The organism is Desulfuromonas svalbardensis (assembly GCF_055389415.1).
The window spans coordinates 1,446,148-1,463,954 of sequence record NZ_AP042416.1; the positions used below are offsets into that span (position 1 = coordinate 1,446,148).

Annotated in this window: 20 protein-coding genes; 16 read left to right on the top strand and 4 right to left on the bottom strand. The window is 47.1% G+C overall.

The features are described from left to right. Positions 1–108 precede the first annotated feature (108 nt). The 6 genes from purH to ACZ5KY_RS06435 all read left to right on the top strand — a co-directional run bounded on the left by purH (position 109) and on the right by ACZ5KY_RS06435 (position 6,783). A complete protein-coding gene (purH, locus tag ACZ5KY_RS06410) occupies positions 109–1,674 on the top strand; it encodes a bifunctional phosphoribosylaminoimidazolecarboxamide formyltransferase/IMP cyclohydrolase (protein ID WP_464243071.1) in 1,566 nt (521 codons plus the stop codon). Positions 1,675–1,875: 201 nt separating this feature from the next. Next, a complete protein-coding gene (gene purD, locus ACZ5KY_RS06415) occupies positions 1,876–3,147 on the top strand; it encodes a phosphoribosylamine--glycine ligase (RefSeq protein ID WP_464243072.1) in 1,272 nt (423 codons plus the stop codon). Between the two features lie 38 nt (positions 3,148–3,185). After that, on the top strand, positions 3,186–3,704 hold the full coding sequence (gene purE, locus ACZ5KY_RS06420; protein WP_464243073.1) for a 5-(carboxyamino)imidazole ribonucleotide mutase: 519 nt from the start codon (positions 3,186–3,188) through the stop codon (positions 3,702–3,704). A gap of 31 nt (positions 3,705–3,735) precedes the next feature. Further along, a complete protein-coding gene (resB, locus tag ACZ5KY_RS06425; RefSeq protein ID WP_464243074.1) occupies positions 3,736–5,100 on the top strand; it encodes a cytochrome c biogenesis protein ResB in 1,365 nt (454 codons plus the stop codon). A 23-nt stretch (positions 5,101–5,123) separates the two neighbouring features. Further along, the gene (gene ccsB / locus ACZ5KY_RS06430; RefSeq protein WP_464243075.1) at positions 5,124–5,978 is read left to right on the top strand and encodes a c-type cytochrome biogenesis protein CcsB; all 855 of its coding nucleotides are present in this window, start codon (positions 5,124–5,126) and stop codon (positions 5,976–5,978) included. A 73-nt stretch (positions 5,979–6,051) separates the two neighbouring features. Continuing rightward, the gene (locus tag ACZ5KY_RS06435) at positions 6,052–6,783 is read left to right on the top strand and encodes a tRNA1(Val) (adenine(37)-N6)-methyltransferase (protein WP_464243076.1); all 732 of its coding nucleotides are present in this window, start codon (positions 6,052–6,054) and stop codon (positions 6,781–6,783) included. Positions 6,784–6,793: 10 nt separating this feature from the next. Here ACZ5KY_RS06435 and ACZ5KY_RS06440 read toward each other — a convergent pair whose 3' ends face one another. Further along, a complete protein-coding gene (locus tag ACZ5KY_RS06440) occupies positions 6,794–7,282 on the bottom strand; it encodes a DciA family protein (RefSeq protein WP_464243077.1) in 489 nt (162 codons plus the stop codon). A 5-nt stretch (positions 7,283–7,287) separates the two neighbouring features. Next, on the bottom strand, positions 7,288–7,545 hold the full coding sequence (locus ACZ5KY_RS06445) for a hypothetical protein (protein ID WP_464243078.1): 258 nt from the start codon (positions 7,543–7,545) through the stop codon (positions 7,288–7,290). A 142-nt stretch (positions 7,546–7,687) separates the two neighbouring features. On the opposite strand from ACZ5KY_RS06445, the gene ACZ5KY_RS06450 reads away from it, so the two are divergent. From ACZ5KY_RS06450 to rsmI, 10 genes are all read left to right on the top strand, one after another. Next, positions 7,688–7,957 (top strand): putative Se/S carrier protein, encoded by a 270-nt coding sequence (locus ACZ5KY_RS06450; RefSeq protein ID WP_464243079.1) that lies wholly within the window; start codon positions 7,688–7,690, stop codon positions 7,955–7,957. A gap of 60 nt (positions 7,958–8,017) precedes the next feature. Further along, entirely contained in the window at positions 8,018–9,367 is a 1,350-nt protein-coding gene (gene ffh / locus ACZ5KY_RS06455; RefSeq protein ID WP_464243080.1) for a signal recognition particle protein, read from the top strand. Between the two features lie 79 nt (positions 9,368–9,446). After that, a complete protein-coding gene (gene rpsP, locus ACZ5KY_RS06460; protein ID WP_464243081.1) occupies positions 9,447–9,716 on the top strand; it encodes a 30S ribosomal protein S16 in 270 nt (89 codons plus the stop codon). A 47-nt stretch (positions 9,717–9,763) separates the two neighbouring features. Further along, positions 9,764–10,288, top strand: a complete 525-nt coding sequence (gene rimM, locus ACZ5KY_RS06465; protein WP_464243082.1) for a ribosome maturation factor RimM — start codon at positions 9,764–9,766, stop codon at positions 10,286–10,288. After that, positions 10,285–11,013, top strand: coding sequence for a tRNA (guanosine(37)-N1)-methyltransferase TrmD (trmD, locus tag ACZ5KY_RS06470; protein WP_464243083.1), 729 nt, complete (start codon positions 10,285–10,287; stop codon positions 11,011–11,013). Before rimM ends, trmD begins: the two co-directional genes overlap by 4 nt. 51 nt (positions 11,014–11,064) lie before the next feature. Beyond that, positions 11,065–11,415 (top strand): 50S ribosomal protein L19, encoded by a 351-nt coding sequence (rplS, locus tag ACZ5KY_RS06475; RefSeq protein WP_464243084.1) that lies wholly within the window; start codon positions 11,065–11,067, stop codon positions 11,413–11,415. Between the two features lie 216 nt (positions 11,416–11,631). After that, entirely contained in the window at positions 11,632–12,273 is a 642-nt protein-coding gene (locus ACZ5KY_RS06480) for a ribonuclease HII (RefSeq protein WP_464244642.1), read from the top strand. After that, positions 12,270–12,632, top strand: coding sequence for a YraN family protein (locus ACZ5KY_RS06485; protein WP_464243085.1), 363 nt, complete (start codon positions 12,270–12,272; stop codon positions 12,630–12,632). Before ACZ5KY_RS06480 ends, ACZ5KY_RS06485 begins: the two co-directional genes overlap by 4 nt. 22 nt (positions 12,633–12,654) lie before the next feature. After that, the gene (locus ACZ5KY_RS06490) at positions 12,655–14,628 is read left to right on the top strand and encodes an NAD(+) synthase (protein WP_464243086.1); all 1,974 of its coding nucleotides are present in this window, start codon (positions 12,655–12,657) and stop codon (positions 14,626–14,628) included. Continuing rightward, a complete protein-coding gene (gene rsmI / locus ACZ5KY_RS06495) occupies positions 14,621–15,472 on the top strand; it encodes a 16S rRNA (cytidine(1402)-2'-O)-methyltransferase (RefSeq protein ID WP_464243087.1) in 852 nt (283 codons plus the stop codon). The genes ACZ5KY_RS06490 and rsmI overlap by 8 nt, the downstream gene beginning before the upstream one ends. Here rsmI and ACZ5KY_RS06500 read toward each other — a convergent pair. Further along, positions 15,469–15,747, bottom strand: a complete 279-nt coding sequence (locus tag ACZ5KY_RS06500) for an acylphosphatase (protein WP_464243088.1) — start codon at positions 15,745–15,747, stop codon at positions 15,469–15,471. The genes rsmI and ACZ5KY_RS06500 overlap by 4 nt on opposite strands. Positions 15,748–15,765: 18 nt before the next feature. Continuing rightward, positions 15,766–17,724, bottom strand: coding sequence for a BRCT domain-containing protein (locus tag ACZ5KY_RS06505; RefSeq protein WP_464243089.1), 1,959 nt, complete (start codon positions 17,722–17,724; stop codon positions 15,766–15,768). Positions 17,725–17,807 lie beyond the last annotated feature (83 nt).

Here is a 17,807-nt window from a genome sequence, read left to right on the forward strand (position 1 = left end):
ATTTACGAATTATCGACAATCTGAGCTAGCGTGAAGGTTGGTAATTCATTTTATACATCAATTAATTGTTTTTTGAATTTTAACAGTCGTCGTACGAAAGGGAAACAAATGGCTACTATTAAGCGTGCTCTTGTCAGTGTCTCAGATAAAACGGGTGTGGTTGAATTTGCTCGTGAACTCAGTTCTTATGGTGTTGAAATCCTCTCAACCGGTGGAACCGCCAGTTTGTTACGTAAAGAGGGTGTCAGCGTTGTTGATGTCTCTGATTATACAGGCTATCCCGAAATGCTGGATGGTCGGGTTAAGACATTGCACCCAAAGGTTCACGGTGGCCTTCTAGGTTTGCGTGATAATCCTGAGCATGTGGCAAAGATGGCCGAGCACGATATCGAGCCGATCGATATGGTGGTGGTTAACCTTTACCCTTTTGAAGCGACCGTTGCTAAGCCTGATTGCACTCTCGTTGATGCCATTGAAAATATCGATATTGGTGGCCCAACGATGCTCCGTAGTGCGGCAAAAAATAATCGTTTTGTCACTGTCGTTGTTGATTGTGCTGACTATGCAACCGTACTTGCTGAGATGAAGACCAGTGGTGGCGCAGTCTGTGAAAAGACCAACTTTGGTTTGGCGGTAAAAGTATATCAGCATACTGCTGCCTATGATGGTGCTATTTCAAACTGGCTAGGTAGCCGATTAGGTGAAGGTGTGGATGACTTCCCTGCGGCATTGAGTCTGCAATTCCAACAAAAGCAAGTGATGCGTTACGGTGAGAACCCTCACCAAAAAGCTGCTTTCTTTGTTGAGAAGAATATCAGTGAGGCGTGCATCGCAACGGCAACGCAGTTGCAAGGAAAAGAGCTCTCTTACAACAATATTGGTGATACCGATGCGGCTTTGGAGTGTGTAAAACAATTCAACGATAGCCCTGCTTGTGTCATTGTGAAACATGCAAATCCGTGCGGTGTTGCTGTTGGTGAAACGATCCTTGAGGCGTATGAGCGCGCCTTTAGTACTGATCCTGAATCCTCTTTTGGTGGCATTATTGCTATTAACCGTGAACTCGATGCGCAAACAGCTCAAGCAATTGTTGATCGCCAGTTTGTTGAGGTCATTATTGCTCCAACTGTCAGTGCAGAAGCCATTGAAATTATTAAAGCCAAAAAGAACGTCCGCTTGTTAGCGTGCGGTGAGTGGGCAGATCAACCTGCTGATCGTTTCGAGTACAAACGTGTCAATGGTGGCCTTTTAGTTCAAGATGCTGATCACGCATTGTATAATGACTTGAAAGTGGTGACCAAGCGTCAACCAACCGATCAAGAGATGAAGGATCTGTTGTTTACCTGGAAAGTGGCTAAATTTGTTAAGTCAAATGCCATTGTCTATGGCAAAGATGCGATGACTATAGGTGTTGGTGCAGGACAGATGAGTCGTGTTAACTCAGCGCGTATTGCCGCCATTAAAGCCGAGCACGCAGGACTTGATGTCACGGGATCTGTTATGGCCTCGGACGCATTTTTCCCATTTCGCGATGGTTTAGATAATGCCGCTGCTGTTGGCATTAAGGCGGTTATTCAGCCGGGCGGTTCTATTCGCGACGAAGAGGTGATCGCTGCTGCGGACGAGCATGGCATTGCCATGGTGTTCACGACAATGCGTCACTTCCGTCATTAGTAAGACGAAAGCGACTGTGCAAATTACCCTCTAGATGTGCGTAGTTTGACGCTGTCTTATTAGCATAACAAACGATAGAATCCTTGTTCCCTCAAGTATGTTAGTCGCTTATGGGATGTTTAGGGCTAAATTAAATGACCAAACGTATCCCTCTGCTATTCGCTACAGAGGGATTCCGTTTATTATGAAAAGGATAGAGTTATGAAGGTCTTGGTCGTAGGTGGTGGTGGTCGTGAACATGCTTTGGTGTGGAAAATTGCCCAATCACCACTGGTAGATAAGATCTATTGCGCCCCGGGTAACCCAGGTACTGCTGATGCTGCTGAAAATGTCGCCCTAGCTGTTGACGATATTGATGGTCTGTGTACTTTTGCCAAAGAGAACCAGATTGACTTAACCGTTGTTGGCCCTGAACTACCGTTGACATTAGGGATGGTTGATCGTTTTAAAGCTGAAGGCTTAGCGGTGTTTGGCCCGAGTAAGGCTGCGGCCCAGTTAGAGGGTAGCAAGGGCTTTTCGAAGGATTTAATGGCCAAGTACAATATCGTTACAGCGGCCTATGCTTCTTTTAGTGATCGCGATGCTGCTGTAGAATATATCCGCGAACAGGGTGCTCCAATCGTTGTTAAGGTCGATGGTTTGGCTGCGGGCAAGGGGGTTATCCTCGCCCAAACTGAGCAAGAAGCAATTGATGCGGTCGACGATATCCTGGTACGGAAAACATTTGGTGATGCTGGTGATTCGGTCGTTATTGAAGAGTTTCTTACTGGTGAGGAAGCATCCTTTTTTGCCTTTACTGACGGTAAAAATATTTTACCTTTGGCCTCGGCGCAAGATCATAAGCAAATCTTTAATGGTGATAAAGGTCCTAACACTGGTGGTATGGGGGCCTACTCTCCTGCACCCGTTGTGACAGCTCCACTTTATGAGCGAATTGTTGCCGAGGTGGTTCAGCCGACGATTGACGGCATGGCGGCTGAGGGTTGCCCTTACTGTGGAATCTTGTTTATTGGTGTGATGATCGAAAATGATGATTTCAAGGTGTTGGAATTTAATGCACGCTTTGGTGATCCTGAAGCACAACCATTATTGTCACGCATGAAGTCGGATGTTGTACCGGTATTGCTTGATTGTGCGCGTGGTGAACTGACAACCAAGGCGTTGGAATGGTATGATCGTGCTTCGGTTTGTGTCGTGATGGCGGCAGGTGGTTATCCTGCTGATTACGCTAAGGGCGATGTTATCTCTGGTATTGATGATGCAAATGCGGTTGAAGGCGTTAGAGTCTTTCATGCTGGTACTGCTGAGATCAATGGCAACATTGTTACCGCAGGTGGTCGTGTTCTCGGGGTGACAGGTTGGGGCGATGATGTCGCCTCGGCAATCGAAAAAGCCTACGAGGGAACGCAAAAAATAAGCTGGAATGGTGCTCAATTTAGAACTGATATTGGTCAAAAAGCGTTAAATCGCTAAAACATAATCGATCAAGAGTAAAAGGAAACAAGATCACAATGGAAAAACAACCTGTAGTAGGAATTTTGATGGGTAGCGATTCAGACTATCCTGTGATGGCTGAATCTGCGAAGGTTCTCAAGTCGTTTGGCGTTGCCTATGAGTTGATCGTCAGTAGTGCTCATCGCTCTCCTGTACGGACTGCTGAATATGCAGCAAGCGCAGCACAGCGTGGCATTAAGACCTTAATTGTTGGTGCAGGAGCAGCCGCTCATCTTGCTGGTGTCATTGCCGCTGAAACGACATTGCCTATTATCGGAGTTCCGATTGATAGTTCAGCGCTTGCAGGTCTTGATGCGTTGTTGGCAACCGTACAGATGCCTGGTGGCATCCCTGTCGCAACCATGGCTATCGGTAAAGCTGGAGCAAAAAATGCAGCTATTTTCGCTGTGCAACTTTTGGCTATTAGCAATACCGAGCTCGCTGATAAATTAATAATTTCACGTAAAGAGATGGCTGAGGCAGTGGCTTTGAAGAGCGACAAACTTCAGCAGCGTTTAGCAGCAGATGGACTGTAGTCCATCTATTTTTAAATAAAGGAGACCCGACTTGGGTGCAAAAAAGCGTGGCGTGTTAGGCCGAATCTGGGATTTTTTCTGTTCGTTGAAGCTGACGATATTTTCTTTGATATCGCTTGCGGCGACATCAATCATCGGTACCGTGATTCAACAGAATCTTTCTCGACAAGAGTACTTGCGGGTTTTTAGCGAGAAAACGTATAATTTATTAGATCAACTTCAATGTTTTGATATGTACCATTCCTGGTGGTTTATTGGGCTGCTAGTGTTGTTCTGTATCAACTTGATCTGTTGTTCAGTTAAACGATTTCCACGGGTGTGGAAGGTTGTTCACAATCCACTGTTGACGCCAAGTCAACAGGTGCTTAAAACCTTTTCCAATGCCGATGAGACAGTGGTTAAGGGCGATATCGCAACTGTTACCGCCCGGATGAAGGGCTTCTTGTCCCAAGAATTTTCAGCTCCACAGGAGAATGAAAAAGCGGGTGAGGTGTTCCTTTATTCTGATAAAATGAAATATGCTCGATTTGGTGTTTATATTACCCATTTATCGATTTTGATCATTTTCTTAGGAGCAATTATTGGTAATATTTACGGCTTTAAAGGGTTTGTAAATATTCCCGAAGGGGGCTCGATTGATCGGATTTGGCTACGAAATGGCCAAACCCCATTGCCGATTGATTTTAGTGTCCGCTGCGAAGAGTTTTCCGTAAGTTATTACGGAAATTCGCAACGGCCAAAAGAGTATCGCAGCGTGTTGACCGTTATTGATGAAGGTCAAGTGGTCATTGATCGTCGGCCGATCATTGTTAACGATCCGCTTTCGTATAAAGGACTTACTTTTTATCAGTCTAGCTTTGGTCCTGCTGGTGATGAAGTGGTTTCAATTAAGGTTAAAGTGCGTGGTGAAGACAAGGTTGATGCCTTCTCGTTAGCTAAGGGTGAAATTGTAGAATTGCCCAACGGTGACACGATTAAGGTCGAAGATTTTGCTGCATCGTTCCGTAATTTCGGTCCAGCCGCACGGCTTCAAGTGGTGCCTAAAGATGGTGAGCCGCGCACTGTTACCGTATTTAAAAACTTTCCTCAGTTTGATGATGAACGACAAGGGGCTTACGTTTTTACCCTCGTTGATTTTGATCAACTTTATTATACTGGTTTGCAGGTCACCAAAGATCCGGGTGTCTGGGTTGTTTGGTTAGGTTGCACACTGATGATTGTGGGCTGTTTAGTTGCATTCTTCCTCTCTCATCGTAGAATATGGATTGTATTGAGTGATCAAAACGGTAAGGTTGGCGTTCGACTTGTTGGTTCGGCCCATAGGAATCAACCCGGTTTTGAACTCTATTTTGATGAACTTAAAAACAAATTTCGTGATGCGTTAGCACAAGACTAGCATCGCGAGGAGGGTTACTTATTATGAGTAGTGGTCAGTTATTTAACTTTGTTACCATCGGCTACTTTGCAGCAATGATACTTTTTATCGGCTACTTAGCAACGCGCAGTATGGTTGTTGCTAAGTTAGCAACACTGTTCGCTTATGCTGGCTTTGTGGTGCAAACGTATGCCATAGGGTTGCGCTGGTATGAAACATACCAGATCCCAGGTGGTGCTGGTTATGCGCCATTGTCAAATCTTTATGAGTCGGTGGTTTTCTTTTCGTGGACCATTTTGCTGATTTATCTATTGATTGATCTGCGTTACAAGCAAAAATCGGTCGGTGCATTTGTTATCCCTTTTGCATTTTTAGCGATGACATGGGCGCAATTAAGCTTAGATTCAACGATTTCACCACTGGTACCCGCATTGCAAAGTAACTGGTTGACATACCATGTTATCACCTGCTTTCTCGGTTATGCTGCATTTGCGGTCGCGTGTGGTGTGTCAATCATGTATCTGATCAAGGTTGGCAAAGAGGATAATGCTTCGGACTCCCCTGCAGGCGGTATCGTGGGGATTTTCCCTAGTGCTAAAATTCTCGATGATCTGAACTACAAAGCCATAATGATTGGTTTCCCACTGTTGTCGTTGGGAATTATCACTGGTGCAGCATGGGCTAACTATGCTTGGGGAACGTACTGGAGTTGGGACCCGAAGGAAACGTGGAGCCTGATTGTTTGGTTTATTTATGCAGCATTTCTCCATGCGCGGATTACTCGTGGTTGGGCAGGACGTCGGGCTGCAATTCTGTCGATTGTTGGCTTTATTGCAACCATCTTCTGCTACCTTGGTGTGAACCTACTGCTCGCGGGACTTCACTCCTACGGCGGTTAAGACGCGTTTTGATGTGAATAAAAAAGGGGAGCCATTAGTGCTCTCCTTTTTTTTGTAAGGAATTTGGATAGCGATGCAACAGGTTGAGTTAAGAGAGGATGAATCCCTCGATACTTTAAAAGGAGGGGCGCTCAAGTTGATCCAGCATCAACGTGGTTATCGGTTCTCCGTTGATCCGGTGATGCTAGCAAACTTTGTCAGTGTTTCTGAGGGGGATCGGGTGGTAGACCTCGGCTGTGGTGGCGGCATTATCGCCATGCTGATTGCCCGCTGGACGACTGCCAAAGAGATCATCGGCATCGAAATTCAGCCCGCTCAAGTTGAGCGCGCTCAACGTAATGTTGTGTTAAATGATCTCAGTGGGCGGGTTACCATCTGCCATGGGGATCTGCGCGAACTAACCGAGCATAGTCATGGTCTGTTCGATCGCGTGGTATCTAATCCACCGTTTCGCGCTCCTGAATCGGGTCAATGCTCTTTTGGCAACGAGAGGGCCCATTCTCGTCATGAACTCGCTGGTGGTTTGAATGATTTTTTAACGACTGGCAGTGCGTTGTTACGTCAGGGGGGAACCCTGAGTATGATCCACCTATCAGAGCGATTGGTCGATATTATTGCAGGGATGCGTCAGGCAGATATTGAACCAAAGCGAGTGCGATTGATCCATAGTCGCAGCGACAGTGCTGCACGTTTGGTTTTAATTGAAGGGCGTAAACGTGGTCGACCTGGTTTAGAGATTGAACCACCACTTTATGTTTATAATGGGATGGATTATACCGACGAAGTGACGGCAATGTATCGTTAGTGACAGTGGGTTACGATTGCTCGCGCTTGTCTAGCCGACGTTGCTTCTGCATGAGCTCATTGAGCGCTGTGCGCACCTCGTCGTCTTTAATATGTTCGGTAAGTTTGTGGACCGATTCAATCTCATCTGTATTGAGCTCGGGAAGTGGTACGGAGGGCTCAACAATCACAACCGGTTCCTTAACGACTTGTCCTCGCCTTAAATATAAGTCTTTAATCGGCGTATCGCCAAGGTGCTCATTGATCTGCTTCAGAAGCCGTGGCTTGAGAAGCTGTAGTTGTTGCATCCACACAGGGTGAGCCACTTTTATCTCTAAGACGTCATTGCGTATTTTGGATGGGATGGCGTGTTGTGCAATTTGTTCGCCAACAGCCTCTTCCCATATCGCCCATATTCGATGTTGCTCAATCTTGTTGGAAATTCCAAGGTTGCCGAGAATTCCCTCAATGAGGCTACGTGTTGATTTAAGTGAGTCCGCACTACGGCTACGACGCGCCATCAGTGTTAACCACGCTCTTTACGTTTGCACAGCAATCCGCCCGTAAGTTGACCGATGACGGCACAACCGATGGTGAACGGAATGATATGCCAATCGAAGTCGAAGTAAAGCCGCAGAACAATAATAAAAGGGATCGATAAGTGAATATAGAGGAACCAAAGTGGCGAACGCTTTTTTGTCCCTTGTCTGAAGTACCCTAACGGGATATTTGATAGGAGCGCAAAGAGTAGAAGTAGTGATAGCTGGGTAGCATGAGTGTTCAAGTTGGTGGAGTTCCTCTGTGTGCGGTTAAGTTGCAAGGTGACTACAATAGTGTTACACCATAGCTTTTAGCGACACGGCTGTCAATCCACGCTATTAATCGGTAGTGCAGTTGTTTGGTTTGAGCACTGCAGAGGAGGATGAATGATGAAGATGGTTAATGAACAGCATCTGCTGGTTCTTTTTAATTCGATCCATCGTGTTATGATAGCCGAAATGACCCTGAAACCGAAATTTGATATTCTGTTGATGCCTGTACCACGAGCGATCACTGCCGATTGTGGCATGGTGATCCGAATCGGAGAAAATGAGTCCATAGGGATAATTGAAGTGTTGCAATCTAAAGGATTAGCACCCTTCTCAACCTATCGTTTAAGTGGTGAAGGGTTCGAACTTGTGGGGGAATTTTCTTGACAAGGAGGAGGGAGGTCACTATATTCCTTTATTTGCGATTTCCACGACGCAGGGATTTTCATGTTTGATAATTTGACCGATAAATTTGACGCAGTATTTAAAAAGCTAAGTGGCAAAGGGCGTTTGACTGAAGCTCATGTTACCGAAGCTATGCGTGAAGTACGTCTCGTCTTACTTGAGGCCGATGTTAATTTTAAGGTTGTAAAGGACTTTATTGCCGCTGTCAGCGCGCGTGCCGTAGGTTCCGATGTCCTCAAAAGTTTAACGCCTGCGCAACAAGTTATAAAAATAGTTCGTGATGAACTAGGCATGTTGATGGGCGAGGGCGATGTAACAACCCTTGACCTTGCTGCTCAAGCTCCTGTACCCATTATGTTGTGTGGTTTGCAGGGCGCGGGTAAAACAACAACCTGTGGCAAGTTGGCTCTCCAGTTACGCCGCGACAAACGCGATCCGTTATTGGTTCCTGCCGACGTTTATCGTCCGGCAGCGATTGAACAGTTAAAAGTATTAGGTCGTCAGTTAGGTGTGGCTGTTTTTGATAGTCAGCCCAGCGACAATCCCGTTGAGATTTGTGAAAAAGCGCGTGAGTATGCCCGCCTCAATGGACATGATACGCTGATTTTAGATACCGCTGGACGACTTCATGTTGACGAAGAGCTGATGGATGAGTTGGTGAAAATCAACGCTTTGCTGCAGCCACGTGAAATTTTGTTTGTTGCCGATGCCATGACGGGGCAAGATGCCGTCAACGTCGTTAAGAGTTTTGATGAAAAATTAAATATCACTGGTGTCATCCTGACCAAGATGGATGGTGATGCTCGTGGTGGTGCAGCCTTGTCGGTTCGTGCGGTAACAGGTAAGCCGATTAAATTTGTCGGTATGGGGGAAAAAATGGATGCCCTTGAGGTGTTCCATCCCGACCGTATGGCGCAACGTATTCTTGGTATGGGCGATGTTCTCTCGCTGATCGAAAAAGCTGAGGCAGCCATTGATAAAGATGATGCGGCTAAGCTTGAAGCAACGATGCGTAAAGATGGCTTTACCCTTGAGTCTTTTCGTGACCAGTTACAAATGGTCAAAAAAATGGGTTCAATGGAATCATTACTTAAGATGATTCCGGGTGCCAATAAAGCGATGAAAAAAGCGGGTAATATGCAAATGCCCGATAAAGAGATGAAGCGCATTGAAGCCATTATCTCTTCAATGACAGTGAAAGAGCGTCGCAATCATAAAATGATCAACGGTTCACGGCGCATGCGTATTGCCAATGGCAGCGGTACTCGCGTTCAGGATGTGAATCAACTTCTAAAACGCTTTACCGAAGCGCAGAAGATGATGAAAAAAATGCAGAAGATGGGGCCCAAAGGTCTCAAAGGGATGATGGGCGGCGGCGGTATGCCGTTTTAAACCCTGTCGTAATTCAAACAAATTATTACAGTTTTGGAACACCTGATGTCCAGGTGTCGTTATAGAGAGGTAAGTAGATATGTCAGTAAAAATCAGATTGGCCCGTGGTGGTGCTAAGAAGAAACCATTTTACCAGATTGTTGTAGCGGATGAGCGTTGTCCTCGTGACGGTCGTTACATTGAGAACATTGGTCAGTACAACCCTTTGGTTGAGCCACCAATGGTCGCATTAAAAGAAGACCGTGCTTTGGCATGGTTGAACAAAGGTGCTCAACCTTCTGACGTTGTGCTTCAATTGTTGCGCAAAGAGGGTGTGTGGGCAAAGTTTCAGGAAAAAACTGAAGCGTAAGTACATTGGGCAACTCAGCCCATTAACACAATAGTGAAACGGTAAACGTGACAGAAGACTCGTTAGTTGAAACAGGAACCATTGCTGGAACACATGGTTTAAGAGGTGATCTTAAAGTTCGCCCTACGACCAATGGTTCTCAAGTGTTACTCGGTGCAGAAACCGTTGTGTTGCACTGTACCGATGGCCGACAATTAACGGTCGGTGTGGTTAAAACTTCAATGCATAAGCAAATTATTTTGCTGACCCTTGAGGGGTACGACCATATTGATAAAGTTCAAGGGTTGCTCAGTGCTAAGGTTTTTATGGCCTGCGAACAATTCCCTGAACTTGAAGCAGGGAGCCATTATTGGCATCAACTGCAAGGGCTACAGGTTGTCGATAGTCAACTCGGTGACATCGGTACCCTTACTTCTGTTCTCGAAACCAGTGGTCATGATGTTTATGTGGCCGAAGGGGTTCACGGCGAGGTGATGTTTCCAGCCGTTGAAGCGTTTATCGATGAAATAGATCTTGAACAAGGGCAAATGAGAGTGACTTTGCCTGATGGACTGATTGAACTGAACGGATGAATTTTGATGTCGTAACCTTGTTTCCTGAGATGATTGAATCTCCCTTTGCTGGCAGCATTATCGGCAAAGCAGTTTCGAAAGAGTTGATTAGCATAACTGCTCACAACTTACGAAACTGGGCAGAAGGTCGTCATCTGGTGACGGATGATACACCTTATGGCGGCGGAGCTGGCATGGTGATGAAACCTGAGCCAATTTGTCGTGCGATTGAAAACCTGAAGCAGCAACGCCCGGGGTCAAAAGTTATTATGATGACTCCTCAAGGTCAGACCTTCAGCCAGCAGGCGGCAGAAACACTCTCTGCTGAAGCTGGATTGATTTTTGTTTGTGGTCGTTACGAAGGGTTTGATGAACGCATTCGTTCCTATGTTGACGCAGAATATTCCATTGGTGACTTTGTCCTCACTGGAGGCGAGTTACCCGCAATGGTGATGATCGATGCGATAGCGCGGTTACTGCCGGGAGTACTCGGAAGTGCTGGGAGTGCTGAAGCCGATTCCTTTTCGGATGGGCTGTTGGAGCATCCACACTATACGCGGCCTGCTGAATTCATGGGACAACAGGTTCCTGAAGTTTTGTTGTCCGGTAATCATGCTCGGATAGCAGCATGGCGGCGGAGCCAACAATTGCAGCGCACGTTGCAACGGCGACCCGACTTATTGGATAAGGTACAATTAACGGATGAAGATCTTGCAGAATTAAAGCGGTTACGCCAAATTCTCTGATCTCATTCACGTAATGATAAAATAAGCTTTTTAAAGATAAATAAGGAGGCAATGATGAACATTGTTGATGAAATTGGTAATGAGCAGATGAAAACAGATCTTCCTGTATTTAAAGCAGGGGACACACTGCGCGTTCACGCAAAAATTGTTGAAGGTGACAAACAACGGATTCAGGTTTTTCAAGGTGTTTGCATCAAGCGGGTAAACCGTGGAATCGGTTCCACTTTTACCGTACGTAAAATCTCTGGTGGCATCGGTGTTGAGCGGATCTTCCCTCTTCACTCACCCCTCGTTGATAAGATCGAAGTACTTATGGTTGGTCGCGTACGTCGTGCGAAGCTTTACTACTTGCGTCAATTGCAAGGTAAGTCTGCACGTATTCGCGAGAAGCGTCAGTACTAAACAAATCAATACCCCGCAGCACTCAAGGTGCTGCGGGGTGTTTTTTGTTCCCCTTCAAGGTATTCCCCGATTTAATCCTTAGCGGTTTTTGTCTGTCTGACTTATACTCATTGGTGTTTTGCGTTTGCCATGTTGGTGTAGGGTGATCGATGATCATTCGATCCTTCAATATGCTAAGGAGTTCATGACGTGTCTTCATTCCCGACCACAGCATCTCTGTTCGCTGGACTCATTGATGATCCTCTTAACGAGGTTTTTGATCCGACCTATTATGAGAAACAACTTCGCCTACAAGGTGTGACCCTCATTGCTGGAATTGATGAAGCGGGTCGCGGCCCCCTTGCCGGGCCTGTTGTTGCAGCAGCCGTCATTTTGCCCGAACACTTTGATCTTCCCGGTTTGACCGATTCAAAAAAACTCAGTGCTAAAAAAAGAGAACAGCTCTTCGGCCCGATCCGCCAACAGGCGTTGGCCGTAGGGGTTGGCTTTGTCCATGCTGAAGAGGTTGATGAGATTAATATTCTTCAAGCGACCCTGAGGTCTATGTGTCAGGCTGTGTCACGATTGAAAATTGCGCCCCAGCATTTGCTCATCGATGGCATCACCCCAGTTCCCTTATCGCATCCCCAGCAAACAATCAAAAAGGGTGATTCCCGTTCGTTATCCATTGCCGCCGCCTCAATCATTGCCAAGGTAGTACGTGATCGTATGATGGTGGTTTATGATCGCCATTACCCTCAGTACGGCTTCGCAGGGCATAAAGGCTACGGTAGTGCCAAGCATCGTGCTTTAATTGCTGAACACGGGCCATGCCCGTTGCACCGTAAAAGTTTTGCCGGTGTGAAGGAGCATGTGTGACCGAGCAGCGCCTGAGCTTTGGACGGTGGGGGGAACAGCAGGCGGTTCGCTATCTTAAACGGCGACTGTACCGGATTATCGAAACTAATTATCGCGCTCCCACCGGTGAAATTGACATTATCGCTCGCCGTGGCAAAATGTTAGCGTTTATCGAAGTGAAAACCCGCCGTGGTACACAATGTGGCGAAGCCGTCGAAGCTGTTAACGCGCGTAAACAACGACAAATTATCCGCACAGCACAATGGTACTTGGCGAAACAAGACCCATCGACCCTCCAGCCACGTTTCGACGTGATTGCGATTCAGGCCGATGAAACCAGCCATGATCTGAAACATTTGAAGGATGCTTTTAGCCTGTAACTAGATAGGTAGAATAATTGATATGACACTCAATCAGCGTTTGAAATTTGGTTATTATCGTCTTGCTGTGGCCTCGGTGGCCCATCGTGTTGCCGATGTTAATTACAATATTGAGCAGATAAAACAGGTGATCCGTAACGGCCACTCAAGTGGTTGTGATTGTCTTGTCTTCCCCGAGTTGGCCGTAACAGGTTACACGTGTGGCGATCTTTTTTTTCAGTCGTTGTTGATCGATAAGGCGCAACAAGGGTTGGTTGAGCTGGCTAAATTTAGTGCTGAATTGTCCACGTTACTGGTCGTGGGTGCTCCCATCGCCCAGGGTGGGCGGTTGTTTAATTGCGCGGTTTTGATCGCCGATGGTGAGATTCTTGGCATTGTACCGAAAAACTTTCTGCCAAATACTCAAGAGTTTTACGAAGAGCGTTGGTTCTCCGCCGCATCTGATCGCAGTGCCGATGAGGTGGTGATTGGTGGTCAGCCGATCCCATTTGGTGATGATCTGTTGTTTCAAGATTTGCACCGACCTGACTGTGTCATTGGTGTTGAGATCTGTGAAGATGGCTGGGTCGCCAATCCACCAAGTGGTCAGATGGCCGTTGCTGGTGCGACGGTGCTGCTAAATTTGTCAGCGAGTCCAGAGATCCTGGGTAAACAACAGTATCGCCAACAGTTGGTGCGTTCGCAATCGGCGCGTTGTTTGGCCGCTTACGCTTATGCTTCGGCAGGGGCAGGGGAGTCGAGTACCGATCTGGTATTCTCAGGTCATTCGCTCATCGCTGAAAATGGTACGATTCTTTGTGAAACCGAGCGTTTCTCCTTCGATAGTCAGTGGGCGTGTGCCGATATTGATCTCAATCGGTTGATGAACGAACGCCACAAAAATAATAGTTTTGCTGCCAGTTGTGCCGAGGGTGACTATCGCGTGGTTGAGGTGTCGAACTCATTACCTGCTGTTGTAGCTGAACAGTGCGACCTGAAGCGACAACTTAATCGCCACCCCTTTGTGCCCAGTAATAATGAAGAGCGCAATCAACATTGTGAGGAAGTTTTTGCCTTACAAACTACTGCCTTAGCGCGGCGATTAAAGCATATTGGTACTAAAAATGTGGTTATTGGTCTCTCTGGTGGCCTCGATTCTACTTTGGCTTTGTTGGTGGTGATTAAAGCATTTGATCTGTTGCAGCTTGACCGCAAAGGGATCGAAGCGGTGACGATGCCCGGCTTTGGTACCACTGAACGGACACGAGGTAACGCTGAAAAATTGATTGAACTGCTCGGTACCAGTAGTCGAGTGATCTCCATTGATACCGCTGTCCGCCAACACTTTAGTGATATCGGTCACGATGAAACCCTACACGATATCACCTACGAAAATAGCCAAGCACGTGAGCGCACACAATTATTGATGGATATTGCCAATCAGGTGCGCGGTATTGTAATTGGTACCGGAGATCTGTCGGAGCTGGCTCTTGGTTGGTGCACCTACAATGCTGATCATATGTCGATGTACGGTGTCAATTGCGGTGTGCCAAAAACATTGGTGCGCTATTTGGTGTCATGGTGTGCTGAAACGGCTTACTGTGGTGAAACACGCGTTGTGCTAAATGATGTGTGTGCCACACCCGTCTCGCCCGAATTGTTACCACCCGATGCCGCAGGGCAGATCAGTCAAGTGACCGAAGATCATGTTGGTCCCTATGAACTTCACGATTTCTTCCTGTTTCAGGTGGTTCGCCACCAATTTGCGCCGCAAAAAGTGTATTTCTTGGCACAACAAACCTTTATTGGTGTGTATGATTCAGCGACAATTTTACGCTGGTTGAAGGTGTTTTATCAGCGTTTCTTTTCGCAGCAGTTTAAACGCTCGTGTTTACCCGATGGGCCGAAAGTCGGTAGTGTCGCTCTGTCACCTCGCGGTGATTGGCGCATGCCGAGTGATGCCAGTGTTAGCTTGTGGTTGAATGAATTAGAGGAAGTGGAGTTGAACCATGACTGATTCAGAGCAGTGGGGAACTTTGTATGTTGTTGCGACCCCCATTGGTAATCTTGAAGATATTACTTTTCGCGCCATCCGCATCTTGAAAGAGGTCGATCTGGTTGCCGCAGAGGATACCCGTCACAGCCGTAAGCTGTTCAATCATTTTGGTATCGAGACCAACTTAACCTCATGCTATGAGCACAACGAATCACAGAAGATGGACTACCTCCTCGGCTTGCTGCAACAAGGCAAGTCCATCGCTCTCATCAGTGATGCTGGAACACCAGCGATCTCCGATCCGGGCAATGTATTGGTCCAGCATTGTCGCAACGCCGGAGTTACGGTTCTCCCCGTACCGGGACCGAGTGCCTGTATCTCGGCGTTATCCGTTGCCGGGCTACCAACGGATCGTTTTTGTTTCGATGGTTTCTTACCTCCCAAAACCGTCGCCCGCTGCCGTGCTTTGCAGCCTTACGTGACTCAAAAACGGACGGTGGTTTTATATGAAGCCCCTCATCGCTTACTCAACTCATTGCAAGATATCGCCACCGTTCTCGGTGACGATAAGCAGCTTGCCATCGCTCGTGAATTAACCAAACTGCACGAGGAGTTGTTTCGTGGCACCGTATCGGAAGCGATTGAACATTTTTCTCAAGCAAGAGTTCGTGGTGAGATCGTTCTGCTGCTGGCACCTGCTGTAGAATCCGCACCAACCGAAACCGTTCGCGAGGCGTTGGAGCGTTTAAGTCAAGAGAGTGATCTACACATGAAAGCCATTGTTAAACAGGTAGCGAAAACGCACGGTGTGAGTGGCAGCGAAGTGTATCAGGAGAGTTTGCGCTTACAAGGCAAGTGTGATTAACGTCGAATGTTAAACTCGGTGAATTCACCAGTGTAGGGGTGATGCTCCACTTCGATGTGATCGACATGGGCCAACTGTGGCCCTTGGCGGCACAGCTCAATCACGGTGGCTACGGCGTGCTCGTCCCCCTCAAGTAAAGCGGTAACGTTACCGTTGATTCGATTCTTAACCCAGCCAGTAATTCCTGCTGTTTGGGCGGTTTGTTGCGTGAAATAGCGATAACAAACCCCTTGCACGCGACCGCCAATCTCAAGCTGTACTCTTATCTGTGCCATGTTTATTCAGTCCTTTTTTCAGTGACCAATCAGTTCGAGGTATTGCTGTTCTGTTAACACCTCAACCCCTTTCGCTTGAGCTGAATTGAGCTTGCTTGCGCCCACTTTTTCACCCGTTATAAGATAATCTGTTTTTCCCGATACCGAACTACCGATCTTCGCGCCCATTTTTTTGGCGTTGGCTTGCATTTCAGAGCGGCTACCTTGAGTCATGGTGCCAGTAAATACCAGCAACTTACCCGCAATGGGACTCAGTTCTCCTGAATCTTGCAACTCTGAGATCAATGGAGTTATCGCCAAGTTGAAGTGGAGTTGAAATAGTTGCTGAAAAAGTGGTGCTATCCGTGTCAATTCACGGATAACAATTTCTGCGGTGCGCTCGGCAAACCCTTCAATCGAGATAATCTGCTCAAGAGTTAACGCGAAGATATTTTCGAGTTTGTGGTGGCTGAGCAAACGCTCGCAGTTGCCGCCACCCATACGAAAGATGCCAAATGCCGCGAGAAAACGCCAATCCTCAATCTGTTCACTGCGGCTGCGTTCCAATTGAGTGACAAGGTTTTCTGATTGCTTAGGGCCGAAACCGATCCCCTCAAAATCGAAGGCACTTTGAGTGTAAATTTCGGGCAGGGTGCGAACAGTGCTAGCATAAAGTTTTTCGATGGTAGCGGGGCCAAAGCCATCAATATTGCCTAAGGTGCGAAAGAAATGCTCAATGGTGTGGGCGATCTGGGCGGGACATTGACTGTTGTTGGTGCAAAATAGATAGTCATTATCCCATGTTAGTTCACCGCCACAGCTTGGGCAAATGTCTGGAAGCTGTGCCTCGGTTGGTTTGATAACGCGAAGTATTTTAGGGATCACCTCACCGCTGCGGGTTAATTCAATGATCGATTGGGGGCCAATGTTGTTGCTTTTAACCATGCCGTAATGATGCGCCGTCGCCCGTTGAATCATCGCGCCACTGAGGCGGGTGGGTTCCACTTCAACCACTGGGTTAACACGGCCCGAGCGTGAGGTTTGTGGATGTACGGCAATCACGTTGACCTCGGCGGTTTCAACATTCTCCTTTAACGCAATCTGCCAGCGATGATGGTGACGAGTCGCGCCCATGTACTCTTTTAACTCGGCATCAATAATCTCGAAAATCACGCCATCGACATCATAGTCAACGGCACTGAGTTGTTGCTTGAAAATTGTTTCAATTTGTTGTTCAAGCTGCTCAGCGGAACCGCTCCAGTTTGGTAACAATGCAAATGGATAAAAAACGGCCGCTTGAACTTTAATCGCTTCCGCCGCAGGGGGATCGAGTTCTTTCTCTTTTACTACGCTGGCTTGAAAGTTACGCGAGTTTTCAAAATGTTCGGCGAGGTGTTGCTTAAAATAACTGGTGCTGACCACAATTTCACCGGCACCAAGGCCACGCTTACCGCCGTTTGCTACCACTAAACCGCGTTGCATAACTCGGGTAACATCCGTACCGCGCTTACCATCACCACGGGTGTACAGGCGTTGGCCATCATCATAGGCGGCAAAGCCATCTAGTTTAGGGGTCGCTTTAAATGTCAGTTCTGCAAACGGCTTGTTGAGGTCGGTAGCGGCCTTTTTGATCCGCTCAAGCCAACGCATCATCTCCTCGATCGTGTACGCTTTATCGGTCGATAACATCCGTACTGGTAGTTCCACAGTTTTGGTCGTAGCTGTCGCCTCGGGTTCAACTTCTGTGAGGAATGGATGGTTTGGCTGGCGATGCTTTAACTCGGCTAAGAAGCGAAAGTCGTAGTCGGCGTCAGAGATCAATCGATCACCGCTGCGATATAAGGCATTGGCAATGGTTAAAAACTCAAGTAACTCGTCGTCACTCAGTTCGCTGGCCTCAATCTTGTGCAGGCACAGCGCGCTAATGCTTAGTTCGGTCAAAGCGTTGAACTGTATCGCTGCGACGGCTAAAATCTGTTTATGGTTTTCGCTCAGCATGGTAGGCCTTTATTGGGTGATACAGTGATTATTTTTAGATAATTTGATCGTCCATATCCTCAGGGTATCAGATAGTATTGTCA